Source organism: Limnohabitans sp. B9-3, from assembly GCF_002778325.1.
Taxonomy (GTDB): domain Bacteria; phylum Pseudomonadota; class Gammaproteobacteria; order Burkholderiales; family Burkholderiaceae_C; genus Limnohabitans; species Limnohabitans kasalickyi.
Genome location: NZ_NESI01000002.1, coordinates 494,146 through 510,474, shown reverse-complemented (window position 1 = coordinate 510,474; position 16,329 = coordinate 494,146). Strand labels below are relative to the sequence as shown.

Annotated in this window: 14 protein-coding genes; 5 read left to right on the top strand and 9 right to left on the bottom strand. The window is 55.4% G+C overall.

Annotation, left to right across the window (positions count from 1 at the left end; translation table 11 throughout):
* Positions 1-2: 2 nt before the first annotated feature.
* From B9Z42_RS05165 to guaB, 3 genes are all read right to left on the bottom strand, one after another.
* Positions 3-1,628, bottom strand: coding sequence for a methyl-accepting chemotaxis protein (locus B9Z42_RS05165; protein WP_158235904.1), 1,626 nt, complete (start codon positions 1,626-1,628; stop codon positions 3-5).
* Positions 1,629-1,633: 5 nt separating this feature from the next.
* Entirely contained in the window at positions 1,634-2,023 is a 390-nt protein-coding gene (locus B9Z42_RS05160; protein ID WP_100132249.1) for a cytochrome c family protein, read from the bottom strand.
* 204 nt (positions 2,024-2,227) lie between these two features.
* Positions 2,228-3,697 (bottom strand): IMP dehydrogenase, encoded by a 1,470-nt coding sequence (gene guaB / locus B9Z42_RS05155; protein ID WP_100132248.1) that lies wholly within the window; start codon positions 3,695-3,697, stop codon positions 2,228-2,230.
* Between the two features lie 216 nt (positions 3,698-3,913).
* On the opposite strand from guaB, the gene B9Z42_RS05150 reads away from it, so the two are divergent.
* From B9Z42_RS05150 to B9Z42_RS05135, 4 genes are read left to right on the top strand one after another with little or no spacing between them, the layout of a single operon-like run.
* On the top strand, positions 3,914-5,110 hold the full coding sequence (locus B9Z42_RS05150; RefSeq protein ID WP_100132247.1) for a TolC family protein: 1,197 nt from the start codon (positions 3,914-3,916) through the stop codon (positions 5,108-5,110).
* An 8-nt stretch (positions 5,111-5,118) separates the two neighbouring features.
* The gene (locus B9Z42_RS05145) at positions 5,119-6,282 is read left to right on the top strand and encodes an efflux RND transporter periplasmic adaptor subunit (protein WP_199171980.1); all 1,164 of its coding nucleotides are present in this window, start codon (positions 5,119-5,121) and stop codon (positions 6,280-6,282) included.
* A 3-nt stretch (positions 6,283-6,285) separates the two neighbouring features.
* Entirely contained in the window at positions 6,286-9,396 is a 3,111-nt protein-coding gene (locus tag B9Z42_RS05140) for an efflux RND transporter permease subunit (RefSeq protein WP_100132246.1), read from the top strand.
* Positions 9,397-9,410: 14 nt separating this feature from the next.
* Positions 9,411-9,752 (top strand): P-II family nitrogen regulator, encoded by a 342-nt coding sequence (locus B9Z42_RS05135; RefSeq protein ID WP_100132245.1) that lies wholly within the window; start codon positions 9,411-9,413, stop codon positions 9,750-9,752.
* 15 nt (positions 9,753-9,767) lie between these two features.
* Here the strand turns inward: B9Z42_RS05135 and B9Z42_RS05130 are convergent, their stop codons facing one another.
* From B9Z42_RS05130 to B9Z42_RS05120, 3 genes are read right to left on the bottom strand one after another with little or no spacing between them, the layout of a single operon-like run.
* Positions 9,768-10,787: a DUF6352 family protein gene (locus tag B9Z42_RS05130; RefSeq protein ID WP_100132244.1), complete on the bottom strand. Its 1,020-nt coding sequence runs from the start codon at positions 10,785-10,787 to the stop codon at positions 9,768-9,770.
* A gap of 7 nt (positions 10,788-10,794) precedes the next feature.
* Positions 10,795-11,157: an RnfH family protein gene (locus B9Z42_RS05125; protein WP_233203533.1), complete on the bottom strand. Its 363-nt coding sequence runs from the start codon at positions 11,155-11,157 to the stop codon at positions 10,795-10,797.
* Entirely contained in the window at positions 11,154-11,606 is a 453-nt protein-coding gene (locus tag B9Z42_RS05120) for a type II toxin-antitoxin system RatA family toxin (protein ID WP_100132243.1), read from the bottom strand. The genes B9Z42_RS05125 and B9Z42_RS05120 overlap by 4 nt, the downstream gene beginning before the upstream one ends.
* 47 nt (positions 11,607-11,653) lie before the next feature.
* Here B9Z42_RS05120 and smpB point away from each other — a divergent pair, with 47 nt between their 5' ends.
* On the top strand, positions 11,654-12,130 hold the full coding sequence (smpB, locus tag B9Z42_RS05115) for an SsrA-binding protein SmpB (protein ID WP_100132242.1): 477 nt from the start codon (positions 11,654-11,656) through the stop codon (positions 12,128-12,130).
* A gap of 166 nt (positions 12,131-12,296) precedes the next feature.
* Here smpB and B9Z42_RS05110 read toward each other — a convergent pair whose 3' ends face one another.
* The 3 genes from B9Z42_RS05110 to B9Z42_RS05100 form a co-directional block, all read right to left on the bottom strand.
* Positions 12,297-12,791, bottom strand: coding sequence for a GNAT family N-acetyltransferase (locus B9Z42_RS05110; protein ID WP_100132241.1), 495 nt, complete (start codon positions 12,789-12,791; stop codon positions 12,297-12,299).
* 1 nt (position 12,792) lies between these two features.
* Positions 12,793-15,177, bottom strand: a complete 2,385-nt coding sequence (locus B9Z42_RS05105; protein ID WP_100132240.1) for a YgiQ family radical SAM protein — start codon at positions 15,175-15,177, stop codon at positions 12,793-12,795.
* Positions 15,178-15,241: 64 nt separating this feature from the next.
* On the bottom strand, positions 15,242-16,318 hold the full coding sequence (locus tag B9Z42_RS05100) for an XdhC family protein (RefSeq protein WP_100132239.1): 1,077 nt from the start codon (positions 16,316-16,318) through the stop codon (positions 15,242-15,244).
* Between the last annotated feature and the right edge of the window lie 11 nt (positions 16,319-16,329).

Genomic DNA, 16,329 nt, shown 5'->3' with positions numbered 1-16,329 from the left:
CTTCACACTTTGAACGAGCGGGTGAGCTGATTCAAGCTTTCAGCGAGCTTGGACAATTCACTGGCGGTGATGGCCACTTGCTTGGCAGCCACACTGTTTTCCTCTGACAAAGAGGCGAAGTTTTCGACCGCCTTTGCGACCTCTTTGCTGGTGGTCGAATTGACCGCAATCGCTGAACTGATGTCAGCCACGAGGTGCACCGTGTTCTCGCTGGCACTGCGGATTTCTTGCACAGCCGAATTGGCTCTCTCCGCCAAGGCTTCGCTGTGTGCCATGTCTTGCAGGTTTTTATTCATGGCCCCTACAACCTGCTGCACATTGACTTGGATGGACTGAATCTTGCCCGCAATGTCTTCCGTCGATTGCTTCGTCCGTTCAGCCAATTTACGGACTTCATCAGCCACCACCGCGAAACCGCGCCCCGACTCACCCGCGCGTGCGGCTTCGATCGCTGCATTCAGAGCCAGAATATTGGTCTGCTCAGCGATATCCTTAATCTCACCAACGATCGATCGGATTTCGCCAGATTGCTGACCCAAATTTTGCGTCGTGCTCACCGACTGGTGGAAGTTGATCGAAAAGTCGGCCAAGTTGCGGGTCAGTTCGGTGATGCTCTCTGCCCCGCGAATTGCAATGTCACCCGCCTGCGAAACTTTGTGAGACACAATGTTGGCGCTCTCAGCCACATTGGAAATATTGATGGTCATTTCTTCTGCTGAGGCCGCCATGCGTGTGGCGTTGTCACTTCCATCGTTAGCACCACTTGCTACCTGATGCGAGGCACTCGCCAATGACTCCGCATACAAAAGCAAGCTGCGCGCAGCCTCATGCAATTTATGAATCGATTCCCCCTGACTGCTGCGCATTGCTTCCAGGTCGGCGATCAGACTGTTTGGATACTGTGCACGAATCGATTGGGAAAAGTCGCCTTGTGCCATCAAGCGAACAGCGCTGGCCGCACGTCGTGGCTCGCCGCCGAGCGTGCGAATGATGTCGTGAAAATTCAAAAATCCCAATCCGCCTAACAATAAAACAGCGAAGCCCGTTGTCCCCAGCTGAATCCACATGTTGTTGACTGCAGATTCTTTGCCTTCCTCTTGGAACTTTGCGGCCAACTTAGTGGCGTACGAAACATGTTTTTTGATCGCTTGATCAGCTTCTGCATAAACAAGGGCAACGTCGGTCGCGATTAGATTTTTGGCTTTGTCAATTTCACCGGACTTCAGCATTTCCACAGTTTGTGCCACGCTCTGCATGTAGCGCAGAGTTTGTGCTTTATCTAGGTCACTGAGACGTTTGTCTTCCTCATCTGCTAAGTATTCGTTAGCGAATTTGTCTTCCAAAATCTCAATCCCACTTTGCAACTCATCAAGTTTGTCGAGGACTGACTTATCGTCTTTGTGGACAAGTACCGCCAAGTTCACCGTCGCGGCGTGCTTAGCCAAGGTGTAACGGATGCGTTCGAGCAATTCGATGCTTGGCACACTTGTCAAAATAAAGTAGTCCAGTCGACTTTTGGAGTCTTCGGATTGGCGAAAACCTTGATATGCAATGACAACGGCCATCAAGATGGGCACGATGAACATAGAGACCACCAATCGCATGGTCAGTGAAATAGATTTATTCATAGGACTCATTCGCTGAAAAACTTAAGATATTTGATGATGTCTTCTCGTTTACCGGCGTCACGCAGCCCTTCATATTTCATCTTGCCCCCCGGCAACACTTTGGCTGGATTGGCGATGTATTCATCCAGCTTATCTTCTGTCCATAAAATATTGCTGGTACGGATCGCTGTTGAATAGTCGTAATCACTGATGGTTGCAGCTTTGCGTCCGAGCACGCCGTAAATAGAGGGCCCTTTTTTGTTTTTGCCCTCTTTCATCGTGTGGCACTCGGAACACTCACTGTTGAAAAGCTTAACGCCCGATTTCAGGTCGGCTGCCTGAGATGACGTTGCGATGGTCAGGGCTACGATCAGAAGTCCAAGAGTTTCCGCGGTACAGCCAAGTGTGAATTTCATGACTTTGAAAGATGAGATTTGAAGGTGTTAGTTACTAATTATTGACTTGTTATTTGTATTGGAAAAAGCATATTCATGTTATTTACCCTTAGAACTAAGGGTATAGAGGACGCTCAACCAACGTAAGAGCTTTTAACGGTGAAGCTTGGTTGACACAAAAAAGCCACCCCTTTGGGTGGCTGGCTCTTAGCGCTTCGGCTGATCTTATTCAGCCCGGTAGTTCGGCGCTTCTTTGGTGATCTGCACATCGTGCACATGGCTTTCGCGGATGCCCGCAGCCGTGATTTCAACAAACTGTGACTCGTCGTGCATGGCCTCGATGGTGGCGCAACCGCAGTAACCCATGCTGGCACGCAAACCACCCGCCATTTGGTAAATGATGGACACAACCGAGCCTTTGTAGGGCACGCGGCCTTCAATGCCCTCGGGCACCAGTTTGTCGGCGTTGGGGTTGCCGGTGCTCGACTCTTGGAAGTAGCGGTCGGCACTGCCCTGTTGCATGGCACCAATCGAGCCCATGCCGCGGTAGCTCTTGTAGCTGCGGCCTTGGAACAACACAATTTCGCCCGGTGCCTCTTCGGTGCCCGCAAACATGCCACCCATCATCACGGTGCCTGCGCCTGCGGCAATGGCCTTGGCGATGTCGCCGCTGTAGCGGATGCCGCCGTCAGCAATGAGCGGTACGCCTGTGCCTTTGAGGGCAGTGGCCACGCTGTCCACCGCCATGATTTGCGGCACACCCACGCCCGCCACGATGCGGGTGGTGCAGATAGAGCCTGGACCAATGCCCACTTTGACCGCATCAGCGCCGGCTTCGACCAAAGCCAAAGCCGCTGCGCCCGTGGCGATGTTGCCGCCGATGACTTCGATGTGCGGGTAGTTTTGCTTGACCCAACGCACGCGCTCGATCACGCCCTTGCTGTGGCCGTGCGCCGTGTCCACCACGATGGCATCCACGCCAGCGCGGGCCAAGGCTTCAACACGTTCTTCGGTGCCCTCGCCCACGCCCACGGCAGCGCCTACGCGCAGCTTGCCTGCGGCATCGCGGGCAGCGTTGGGGAAGTTGAGTTGTTTGGTGATGTCTTTGACGGTGATCAGGCCTTTGAGTTCAAAGGCATCGTTGATGACCAACAGGCGTTCGAGTTTGTGTTTGTTCAACAAATGCTTGGCTTGCTCAGGCGTGGTGCCTTCAGGCACGGTGACCAAGCGCTCGCGGGGCGTCATGATTTCGCTGACCTTTTGGTCATAGCGTGTCTCAAAGCGCAGATCGCGGCCAGTGACGATGCCCACGACTTGGCGGCCTTCGCAGACAGGAAAGCCAGACACGCCGAGCTCGTCGCTCAATGCCATCACTTGGCGCACGGTGGTGTCAGGCGTGATGACCACAGGGTCGCGCAACACACCCGACTCATAGCGCTTGACCTTCGCGACTTGGGCGGCTTGCTCTTGCGCGGTGAGGTTTTTGTGCACGATGCCAATACCGCCTTCTTGCGCGATGGCAATGGCCAAACGGGCTTCTGTGACCGTGTCCATGGCCGCAGAGACCAAGGGCAAGTTCAGGCGGATGTTTCGGGTGAATTGGGTCGCGAGGGACGTGTCCTTGGGAAGGACTTGGGAGAAGGCTGGCACCAACAACACGTCGTCGAAGGTGAGGGCTTTGCCGAGAAGGCGCATGGTGATTGCTCCAAAAACAATATTTTAGAGACCGTCGCCGCATCACTTGTATACAGCTATCTAGCCGCAGAAAAAGCACGTTTCAATTCCGTGCGCTCCTTAAGTTTTAGTCTACGAATCCATAATTTAGTTGTTTGTCACATCTCACACCCTCAAGAGGTTTTTATTTTGCTGCGACGAATTTTTCCAATCCAGGTTTGGCTACTGCCGGTGCTGATGCACGCCTCAGCGAGTTGGGCCAACAGTCCCACCACCTTTAATTTGAGTGAGCTCGAGAAACTCACGATTGACTCCAGCTTTGCGGTCAAAGCCACCCAAGAGGCCGTCAACACGGCCATCGCATCGGTGACCACCGCGCGGGCTTTTCCAAACCCTGAAATCGAAACATCGCGGGGCCAACAGGTCACGCGACTGAACCGTGCTGAAGTCGGGCCCACGCAAAGCTGGGCCATCACCCAGCCTTTAGACATGCCTTGGCAACGTGTGCCCCGCGTCGACGCAGCCTCAGCAGGATTGCAAGCCGAACAAGCCCATCAACGCGCGTTCACCACAGATGTGATTGCCAAACTGCGGCTGCGTTACTTCGACTTGATACGCCGTCAAGCCGAGGAACGCGCAAGCCGAGAAGACAGCAAGTTGATGGAAGGCATTCGCAGCCGCATTGCCTTGCGCGTAGAAACGGGCGAAGCAGCGCGTTACGAGCTGGTCAAAGCAGACGCAGAAACACTCAATGCCCAAAAGTTAGCGCAATCGGCTGAATTGCGCACACGTCAGTCGCGTGCGGCATTGCGTGCAGTGGTTGGCGCACAGTTACCGGACGACTTCCAAATTGACAACAGCGCACAGGACTTACCCCGCCCTGCACCACTGACTCAGGTCAAATCAGAAGTCATCCAAGAAAACCCCGTACTCGCCAAAGCCCGTGCAGAACGCGCACAACTCACGCACAAACTCAACGAGCAAAAAGCCTTGCGTCTGCCGCAATTGGCCCTCAAAGCAGCCATTGATCAGGACCACGAGATTCGTAACAAACGCATTGGTTTCTCACTCACGGTCCCCTTGTGGAACACGCGTGTGGGCCCCATTGGCGAAGCCGCAAGCCGCCTGTCTCGCGCGGACAACGAGGTGTTGCATCAAGAGTTCTCGATCATTCAAGAGCTTGATGCGGCCTATCAGCAATACGACATCGCACAAGCTCAAATGATGGCGCTGGAGTCGGGCATTGTTCGCCAAGCGGCCAACGCCTTTCGAATTGTGGAGATCGCCTACAAAGCGGGCGAAAAGGGCTTTCTCGAAGTCTTGGATGCACAGCGTGTTTTGCGTGCTGCCCGCAATGAATTAATCACCGCACGTTACGAATTAGCCAGCGCTTGGGCAGAAATTGAACGCTTGCGCGCCACCCCTACGCCTTGATACATCCTATGAAAAAAACCTCTTCCATGCGCGCCATCAGCGCCCTCTTGATGTGTTGTGCCTTGTCTTTGTCAGCGTGCAAAAAAGCTGGACTAGAAACTGCCAGCACAAACGACATCGACACCCGCTTGATTGCCGCCGACGCTGCACTTCAAAGCCAAATCAAAGTGGCTGCGGTCCTCACCACCGGTGTTTCTGAAACCTTGCGTGTGGCGGGTCAAATTGACTTTGACGAGCAAGCCTTGACCCGGATTGGCGCCAGTGTGACGGGGCGTGTCACTCAAATTCAAGCGCAGCTGGGGGACGCGGTGAAGAAGGGCGACACCTTGGCCATCATCAACAGCAGCGAACTGTCAAGCTCGCAGCTCGCCTATCTCAAAGCACGCTCCGAGAAAGAGCTCCACCGACGTAATGTCGAGCGCGCCAAAACACTTTACCAAGCGGATGTGCTCAGCCTGGCTGAGTTGCAGCGCCGCGAAAACGAATACGAAATTGCCTCTGCCGAAACGCGTGCTGCGCAAGATCAATTGCGCGTTTTGGGCGTCAGCCTCGCGTCTATTGAGCGCTTGGCGGCCACAGGTGCGATTGACTCGGTGGCGAGCGTGATTGCCACCATTCAGGGTGTGGTCGTCGAGCGCAAGGTTGCAGCCGGTCAAGTGGTGCAGCCTTCTGACGTGTTGTTTGCAGTTGCTAACTTGCAACGCGTCTGGGCCGTGGCCCAAGTGCCCGAGCAACAAATTTCACAAGTCAAAACTGGGCAGTCCGTGCAAATCGAAGTGCCTGCGCTGAACAACGAAAAGCTCATGGGCAAGCTGATTTATGTGGGCCAAACGGTCAACCCTGACACCCGCACGGTGCTGGTGCGCACCGAACTCGACAACCAAGGCGGCCGGCTCAAGCCTTCCATGCTGGCTTCCATGTTGATTGAGGCCGCTCCTGTTCAGCGCCTGGTTGTGCCCTCTGCGGCCGTGGTTCGCGAAGACGACATCGACCATGTGTTTGTTCAAGAGGCCAATGGCATGTTCAGGCTCACCAAAGTGCGCTTAGGCCCCGAGCGTGGGGGGCAACGTGTCGTGATGGATGGCATTAAGCAAGGCGCAAACGTGGTGGTTGAAGGCGCCTTTCATTTGAACAACCAACGCAACCTCAAAGCCATGGAAAGCGGGAACTAAGTCATGCTTGAATCCCTTGTTCGTGCTGCGCTTAAGCAGCGCTTGGTAGTCTGCGTCATCGCGGTGATGCTGCTGTTTTTTGGTTTGCATGCCGCCACCAAACTGTCGGTAGACGCATTTCCAGACGTGACCAACGTGCAGGTGCAAATTGCCACCGAAGCCCCCGGTCGCTCTCCCGAAGAGGTGGAACGCTTTGCCACCGTGCCCATCGAAGTGGCCATGACTGGCCTGCCTGGCCTGACCGAGTTGCGCTCGCTCAACAAGCCGGGTCTCTCTCTGATCACCCTCGTCTTTACGGACAAGACCAGCGTGTACTTTGCCCGTCAATTGGTCATGGAACGTCTGATGGAAGTGGGCCAACGCCTGCCCCCAGGCATCACGCCAGTGCTCGGTCCTGTTTCGTCTGGTTTGGGCGAGGTGTACCAATACACCTTGGAGCATTCAGGTGACGGCAACCGCGAACTCAGCGAAGAAGAACTGACCCAACGCCGCGTGGTCCAAGACTGGGTGCTGCGCCCCCTGTTGCGCACGATTCCTGGTGTGGCCGAAATCAACTCGCAAGGCGGCTTCGTTAAGCAGTACCACGTGTTGGTCAACCCCGAGCGTTTGCGCCATTACCGCATCAGCCTGTCAGAGGTGTACAACGCAGTCTCTCGCAACAACGCCAACTCTGGCGGCGGGGTGCTGCCCCAAACGTCTGAGCAATACCTGATTCGAGGCGTGGGCCTGATTCAAGGCGTGGGCGACTTGGGCCAAATTGTGCTGAAAGAAATCAACGGCACGCCGGTTTACATGCGTGATGTGGCCGAAATCAAACTCGGCCACGATGTGCGCCAAGGCGCGGTCATCAAAAACGGCGACACCGAGGCGGTGGGCGGCATTGTGATGATGATGACCGGCGGTAACGCCAAAGAGGTGGTGAGCCGCATCAAGAAGCGTGTGAAAGAAATCAACGACCGCGACATGCTGCCAGGCGATCTGAAAGTGGTGCCCTATTACGACCGCTCCGAGTTGGTCGATGCGGCGCTGTGGACCGTCACCAAGGTGTTGATTGAAGGCGTGGTGCTGGTGGTGATTGTGTTGTTCTTGTTCTTAGGCGATGTGCGCTCGTCGCTGATCGTGGTGGCCACCTTGGTGCTGACGCCGCTGCTCACCTTCATGGCCATGAACAAGCTGGGCATCTCTGCCAACCTCATGTCGCTGGGCGGCCTAGCCATTGCGATTGGTTTGATGGTGGACGGCTCGGTCGTGGTGGTAGAAAACGCCTATGCCCGCTTGGGTCGTGCTGCAGAACTGGGCGAAACCAAAGTGCGTGGCATTTTGAACGCAGTGACCGAAGTCGCCACGCCTGTGATTTTTGGCGTGGGCATCATCATTTTGGTGTTCTTGCCCTTGATGACCTTACAAGGCATGGAGGGCAAGATGTTTGCCCCTCTGGCCTACACCATTGCCATCGCACTGGCTGTATCGCTGGTGTTGTCCATGACTTTGTCGCCTGTGTTGTCGTCTTATTTGCTCAAGCCCCCGGTGGGGGATGGTGACCACGACACGTTACTCATCAAAGCGCTGAAATCTCGGTATTTAAAGCTTTTGGACTTGGCCATGTCGAACCAAAAAGGCACGGTTCTCATTTCAATTGGGACACTTGTTTTTGCTGCGGGCATCATTCCATTTTTAGGCACCGCCTTCATTCCAGAAATGAAAGAAGGATCTATCACGCCCAGCATTATTCGTGTACCCAATATTTCATTGAGCGAATCCATAAAAATGGAAATGCAGGCTATGAAATTAATTTCCACGGTACCTGGCGTCAAGTCGGCGACCTCAGGCCTAGGACGGGGAGAGTCTCCTGCCGACCCACAAAGCACCAACGAATCAACACCGATTGTGAGCCTGAAGCCCAAGGATGAGTGGCCTTCTGGATGGAATCAAGACGACATTGCAAATACGATCAGTGAAAAATTGAAGGCTCTCCCTGGTGCGCAAGTTGTCATGTCGCAACCTATTTCTGCACGCGTTGCAGAAATGGTCACAGGTGTGCGCTCCGACATCGCCGTGAAAGTTTTTGGAGACGATTTGGATGAGCTCAAACGCGTAGCCAACCAAATTACCAAGGTAGCGCAAACCATCCAAGGCGCACAAGACTTGCGCGTGGAGCGCATCTCGGGCCAGCAGTATTTGCAAATTGACATCGACCGTCAAGCCATTGCGCGCATGGGGCTGAACGTGTCAGATGTGAATGACATCATTGAAACCGCGATTGGCGGCAAAGTGGCGTCCGAGGTGTTTGAGGGCGAGCGCCGTTTCTCTGCTGTCGTGCGTTTGCCTGAGCGCTTTCGCAACAACATAGAAGCTATTTCTAACATCATCCTCAGCTCTGCCAACGGCGCACAGGCGCGCTTGGACGACGTAGCCAAAATTCAAGTGCTCGATGGCCCCGCGCAAATTTCACGCGAAATGGCCAAGCGCCGTATCGTTGTGGGCATCAACGTCAAAGATCGGGACTTGGGCAGTTTTGTGGCCGAGCTACAAGCTAAGGTCGACGACAAAATCAAACTACCTGATGGCTACTACTTGGAATGGGGCGGTCAATTTCAAAACATGGAACGTGCCTTGGGCCATTTGAAAATTATTGTGCCCATCACAGTGGTAGCAATTTTCTTTTTGCTGTTTTTGCTGTTTAACTCGGTCAAGTTCGCCACCCTCATCATCACCGTGTTGCCTTTTGCCTCGGTGGGTGGGGTGCTGGGGTTGTTCATCGCCGGCGAATACCTGTCCGTCCCCGCATCCGTGGGCTTCATTGCACTGTGGGGCATCGCGGTGCTCAACGGTGTGGTGCTGGTGTCTTACATCCGCAGCTTGCGCGAGGGCGGTATGTCTGTCAAAGACGCGGTGCTTGAGGGCGCCCGTCAACGATTCCGACCCGTCATGATGACGGCCACGGTGGCCATGCTGGGCCTGATTCCGTTCCTCATTTCAGACGGCCCCGGCTCTGAAGTGCAGCGTCCCTTGGCCATTGTGGTGATTGGGGGGCTGATCACCTGCACCTTGCTGACCTTGGTGGTGGTTCCCACGATTTATCACTGGTTCGATGACACAAAACCTGAAGCCTGATTGAGACAAAAAGCATGAAAGAAATCAAAGCCATCATTCGTCCCTCCAAGCTTCCCACCTTGCGTGAAAAGCTGCGTACCCTCCCCGGCTTTCCTGGCATGACCGTGAGCAAGGCTGAAGGCTGTTCTGCGACCAAATTGCAAAGCCCCAGCAATTTAAAAGAAGAACTGACCGACTACACGCCCAAGGTGCGCATTGAAATTGTGGCGCCCGATGAGCTAAGTGACAGCATCGTTGACACGATTGTTCAGGTGGCGCAAATCGGCCAGATCGGCGACGGTTTGGTGTGGGTGACCGACATCAGCCGTGCCGTGTTTTTATACAAATCAGTGGCTGGGCCGATCGAACGCCCTTAAGGGCGCTGAATCAAATTACGAACGCTGCGCCAAAGGCAGGTTGAGCAACAGGTTTTGCGGCTTGAGCTTCAAGCGCTGATTGGCATCGACCGCCATGGCCAAATAAACAGGCTTGCCGCGGACATCTGCCAACATGGCGTTGGGTTCGTCGAATGTGAGTTTGAACAAGCACAACAGACGCTCCATGCGTTCGGCCTCCACCTCTTTGCCTTGGTAGAGGTCATTCAAAATGCTGCTGGCCTGCGCATCCAAGCCGATGTGCCACACCCAGTGGTCGTCGTCAATCTCACGCTCGGTTTGAATCTGCACCTGCACGCCCAAGAAGTGTTGTACCCACTTGGCCATCACCTCGCACAGCGCGTTCAAACCTGGCTGACCACGGTTGAGGCTAAGCACCCAATCAAAACTCTCGCTGCGGGGCCAATAGGCGTCTTGGTTGTCGTCGTTGAGCACATCCAAGTCCACGCTGCGCAACTTGATGCCGCCTTGTTGCAGCAATTCGCCAATCGAGCCGAAACTGCCTTGCGTGGCATGGCGCTCGACCGTGGTGTCGTCGGCAGCCATGACAGCACCGTCTTCGAGTACTGTGATTTTTTGGGTGTGCATCAGCATTTCTGCGGCACGCACTTGCATGGCGGTCGCCTCTTCACCTAAGACGTGGCGCAACAAAATTTGCGTCAGGTGCTGCACCAGCAAGGGCGGCACATCGACGCCCTCGCCTTTGAACAAAGCCATGTAGCTGGCTTCTAACGTGGGGTGCGCCAACAGGCGCGCCCTGAAACGCAGCCACACGGCGTAGTTCTCGGCGGCATCGGGGTCTTGCAGCTCGGCCAAGGTGTCGGCGCTAACGACCATGCGAGGCTGCTCGCTCAAGTTGTGGTGCAAGGCAATCTCTGCAGCGCAAGAGCTGGCAATCGGTGCCAATTCGGGTCGCTCGAGCAGGAAGCGCAAAAAGTCATCGCTAACTACCAAGTGACCCTGTTGGTCTTGCGTCAGCAAGGTGTAGCCGCTAGAGGGCCAAAAATTGTGTGTCATAAGTTCTTCAGTAACCCGGCTTTGCGCCAGGACGGCGTTTGGAGAACAAACCTGTTCTGCCAGCGCCTTGTTTTTGGAAGCGTTCGCGTCGAGCCACCATGGGGTCGACGGTCAACGCGCGGTAAATCTCAATGCGATCGAGGTCGCGCAAGAGGTGGTTCGGTGTGGTCTTTCGCCCCCAAACACCCGCCACAAATTCGTCGGCGTTGTGCAAGGCAATCTCGGGGTGGTCGCGCAACAGACCGCTTTGCTCTAAGGCTTGCTCGACCGTGGTGCCCAGTGCGCAACACAAGGTTCGTTCATCCACCACGCGGGGGGTGGGTGAATAAAGCAGGGTCAGCGTGATCGAGTCTTTGACAACGACGGTCACGCGGGAAACACCTGCTCGGCACGTTTGACAAACGCATCTACCAGCGTGGCCGCAATCTTGTCGAACACAGGGCCCACTAACGCACCAAACATGCTCTCGAAACTGTAGTTCAGGGTCAGCTCGATGCGGCATGCACGTTGGGGGGCTTGGGTGTTGGGATCGGTCAACGGGTGGAAGTCCCAGGTGCCATCCAAATGTTTGAAGGGGCCATCAATCAGCTCAAGCTTGACTTGGCGGCCCTCGATGTGCACGTTGCGTGTGGTGAAGCTTTTGCGGAAACCGCCAAGCGACATACCGATCTCGGCAGTCATGCCGTTGGGGTGCTGTTCGACCACACGCGAACGGTCACACCAAGGCAAAAATTCAGGGTACCGGGCCACGTCAGTGACCAAGCTGAACATTTCTTCGGCGCTGAACCAAATAAGGACGGACTTGTGAACGGTTTTCATAGAATGGGGTCTATTGTAAGAAGCTCTACTGTCCCCACATTTTCTAAATGGCCACCAAAAAACCTGCACTCCAAACACGCATCGCCGACAACAAAAAGGCCGCGTACAACTATTTCTTTGAAGAAAAATTCGAGGCAGGCATGGTGCTGGAAGGCTGGGAGGTCAAGTCTGCCCGCGAAGGCAAGGTGCAACTCACCGACGGCTACGTGGTGGTGCGCAATGGCGAGCTGTTTTTGATCGGCTGCCAAATCAACCCGCTCCACACAGCATCGAGCCACGTCAACCCAGACAACGTGCGCACGAAGAAGTTGCTGCTTAAAAAAGACGAAATCAAACGCTTGATCACCAAAGTTGAGCAAAAGGGCAACACCTTGGTGCCCCTGAATTTGCACTGGAAAAACGGCAAGATCAAATGCGAAATCGCGCTGGCCAAAGGCAAGGCCGAGCACGACAAGCGCGACACCATCAAGGACCGCGAAGGCAAGCGCGAGGTGGAGCGGGCTATGAAAGCGCGTAGTCGCTAACTGATATCCAGACAACAGGTTTTGAAAACTGGATTAGTCGTGGATGGTGGGTTATTTGGCGAATACCTCAAAGCCAAGGTAAGGGGCATATTGATAAAAAGACCCGAATCCAAAGAAATTAAGTTTTTTATAGGACCCAATTAGAACGAGCCGTTTTTTTCGGCGTCTACAAAGGCAATTGATAGTGATAAAACTGGTCGTCTTTTTCCCAGTCCATCGACTCATACAAAGCTTGCGCCGATAGATTGCTCACTGAGGTCGACAGCGACATACGAGCAGCGCCCAACGATTTAGCGAAGTTAGCAGCGGCTTGCATGAGCTTTTTCGCCACGCCTTTTTTGCGCACATCTGGGCTGACGAATAAGTCGTTGAGAATGAATATTCTTGCCAAGGACACAGATGAGAAACTGGGATAAAGCTGAGTAAACCCCACAGGATCGGTGCCTAGAAATGCAATGAAGAGTGCAGACTCACCATGGTTAAAGCGTTCAAGCAAAAAAGCTTTGGCTCCAGCGATATCGGTCGAACGGCCATAAAACTGTCGGTATGCATCAAACAAGGATGTGATCGACTCCAAATCTGACAGCACAGCTTGCCGAACTTGGATATCGTTGACGAATGACTGCTCTGAACTAAGGACCTTGTTTGATGTTTGCGTCATATCACTTTTTAGCGCGCGGCGGCAAGCCCGTGTGTTGCGTGAGCATGCGGCCCTTTGTGGGCTCGTTGCGCATCGATGTTTTGGCAACCCCTGCTTTCGCCACACCCGCTTTGGGAGTGAGCGTGCTGTTTTTGCGACGCGCACTGACATAGTTGCCATCGGTTTGCGGCTGAAACGTCGGAATCAAATGCATCTTGCCGTTGCCGATCAAATCGGCGCGACCCATGGCTTTCAAGGCTTCGCGCAACAATGGCCAGTTGTTGGCATCGTGGTAGCGCAAAAAGGCTTTGTGCAGGCGGCGGCGACGCTCGCCGCGCACGACGTCCACCACTTCGCTGGTGCGCGTCACGCGCCCCAAAGGGTTGCGGCCTGAGTGGTACATGGCCGTGGCGCTGGCCATGGGGCTGGGGTAGAAGGTTTGTACTTGGTCGGCGCGAAAGCCATTGCGCTTGAGCCACAGGGCCAAGTTCATCATGTCTTCGTCGCTGGTGCCGGGGTGCGCGGCGATGAAGTATGGGATGAGGAATTGCTTCTTGCCCACTTCGGCGCTGTACTTGTCAAACATCTGTTTGAACTTGTCGTAGCTGCCAATGCCGGGCTTCATCATCTTGGACAACGGGCCGCCCTCGGTGTGCTCAGGCGCGATCTTGAGGTAGCCGCCCACATGGTGCTGTACCAGCTCTTTCACGTACTCGGGCGATTGCACAGCCAAGTCGTAGCGCAGGCCTGAGCCAATGAGAATTTTCTTCACGCCCTTCAACTCACGGGCACGGCGGTACATGTGAATCAGCGAGCTGTGGTCGGTGTTGAGGTTTTGGCAAATGCCTGGGTAGACGCAGCTGGGTTTGCGGCAGGCCGACTCAATCTCGGGGCTCTTGCAGCCAATGCGGTACATATTGGCCGTGGGGCCACCCAGGTCAGAAATAACACCCGTGAAACCAGGCACTTTGTCGCGAATGTCTTCAATTTCGCGAATGATCGAGTCTTCGCTGCGGCTCTGAATGATCCGGCCTTCGTGCTCGGTGATGGAGCAAAACGTGCAACCACCAAAGCAGCCGCGCATGATGTTCACGCTGAAGCGGATCATCTCCCATGCGGGAATTTTGGTCTCGCCATCGTGGCCGCCTTTGTCATCCGCGTAAATCGGATGCGGGCTGCGGGCGTAGGGCAGGTCAAACACCAAATCCATCTCGGCCGTGGTGAGTGGGATGGGTGGTGGATTGACCCACACATCGCGGGCGGTGTGGCCTTCGCCGTGGGCTTGCACCAAGGCTCGGGCGTTACCAGGGTTGGTTTCTAAGTGCAGCACGCGGTTGGCGTGGGCGTAAAGCACGGGGTCAGACTTGACTTGCTCGAAGGCGGGCAAGCGAATCACGCTGCGATCACGCGGGGGCACTTTGAGCTTGCCTTTGCCTTGCAGCGCAGGGTTGTCGACAAATTTGAGCGGTGAGATGGTGAAGCCTTGCGCGCTGCCCGACGATTCACCTTTGGCGGTGGCTGCGCCGGTTTGTGCTTTGGCTTGTGCGTTAGCAGCATCCGCCACCGCGTTGGCCTCATCCTCGCGCGCACAAGTTTCACCTTGGGCTTTGGCTTGGTCGCTGACCATCAAATACGGGTTGACGTGGGCCTCAACACGGCCGGGCGCATCGATGCTGGATGAGTCAATCTCAAACCAACCTTCTGGCGTTTCGCGACGCACAAAGGCCGTGCCACGCACGTCGGTGATTTGCTGCACGGGCTCTTTCGCGGCCAGACGGTGGGCAATTTCGACAATGGCGCGTTCGGCATTGCCATAGAGCAACAAGTCGCACTTGCTGTCCACCACCACCGAGCGACGCACTTTGTCGGACCAGTAGTCGTAATGCGCAATGCGGCGCAACGAACCTTCGATGCCGCCCAACACAATTGGCACGTCGCTGTAGGCCTCTTTGCAGCGCTGGCTGTAGACCAAAGCGGCGCGATCGGGGCGTTTGCCGCCAATGTCGCCCGCTGTGTAAGCGTCATCACTGCGGATTTTGCGATCGGCCGTGTAACGGTTAATCATCGAATCCATGTTGCCAGCGGTCACGCCGAAGAACAAATTCGGTTTGCCTAAAGCCTTGAACGGATCGGCGCTTTGCCAATCAGGTTGAGCGATGATGCCCACGCGAAAGCCTTGGTTTTCCAACATGCGGCCAATCACCGCCATGCCAAAGCTGGGGTGGTCCACATAGGCGTCGCCCGTCACGATGATGATGTCGCAGCTGTCCCAACCGAGCTGCGTCATTTCCTCGCGGCTCATGGGTAAAAAAGGCGCCGTGCCAAAGCGAGCTGCCCAGTACTTGCGGTAACTGTTCAGGGGCTTGGCGTTGCGGGGAAAAAGGGAGACGTCGGCGTAGGCATTCATGAGCCGACAAGTGTAAGGGTTAGCCCCTGTCCGCAGGTTTTGCGGGGTTATCAGTCGCCCTGTGTCAACGAATGCCGCACACCAGCACGCCTGGGTCGTTGTGCGCCACGTTTTGGCTGTTCTTCATGTGGGCCACGTCCAAGTCACGCGGCAAAGGCACGCCGTTTTTGACCGCCAGCACCTCGGCCATCACGCTGACCGCAATCTCGGAAGGTGTTTTGCTGCCGATGTAAATGCCAATCGGGCCGCGCAAGCGAGCCAAGGACGCTTCAGTTTGGTCAAAGTGCTCAATCATGCGTTGATGACGGGCTTCGTTGTTGCGACGCGAGCCAATGGCGCCCACGTAAAACGCCTCGGTGTTGAGGGCTTCGAGCAAGGCCAAATCGTCCAACTTCGGGTCGTGGGTCAAGGCAATCACGCAGCTGCGACTGTCGGGTTTGAACTGCTGCACCACATCGTCGGGCATGTCTTTGAGCACGGTCACGTTAGGCACCGACCACGCGCCGGTGTATTCCTCGCGCGGGTCGCACACCGTGACGGCAAAGCCAGAAAACAAGGCCATGGTGGCCAAATATTCGGTCAACTGCCCTGCCCCCACCAACAACATGCGGAACTCTGGGCCAAAAGTGTTCACCAAACGGTGGTCGTCAATGCTGAGTTCGGCGGTTTGGTCGGTGGTTTGCAAGCGGCAGGCACCGCTGTGCAAATCAAGATGGCGCTGCATCAAACGGCCATGCGACAAAGCGTCCAACAACTCGGTCAACAAGGCAGGGTCTGGGTCAAACTCCAGCACCAACTCCAAGGTGCCGCCACACGGCAAACCAAAGCGGTGCGCTTCGTCGGCCGTGACGCCGTATTTCACGCGTTGAGGCGCGCCGCTAGGCAGGGTTTGCGGGGCATCTTGCGGCTGCACGTTGGCGGAGGAGGCATAGGCTTGCGTGAAACGATAAATCAAATCATCTTCAATGCAACCGCCCGACACCGAGCCCACCACCGCACCGGTTTCGCACAGGGCCATGATGGAGCCAATGGGCCGTGGCGACGAGCCCCACGTCCGCACCACCGTGGCCAGCAGCGCGCGTTGGCCGCTTTGACGCCAAGCTTGCAAAGTGCGCAGCACCATCACATCTAAGTTTTCCATGCCCCTGAATC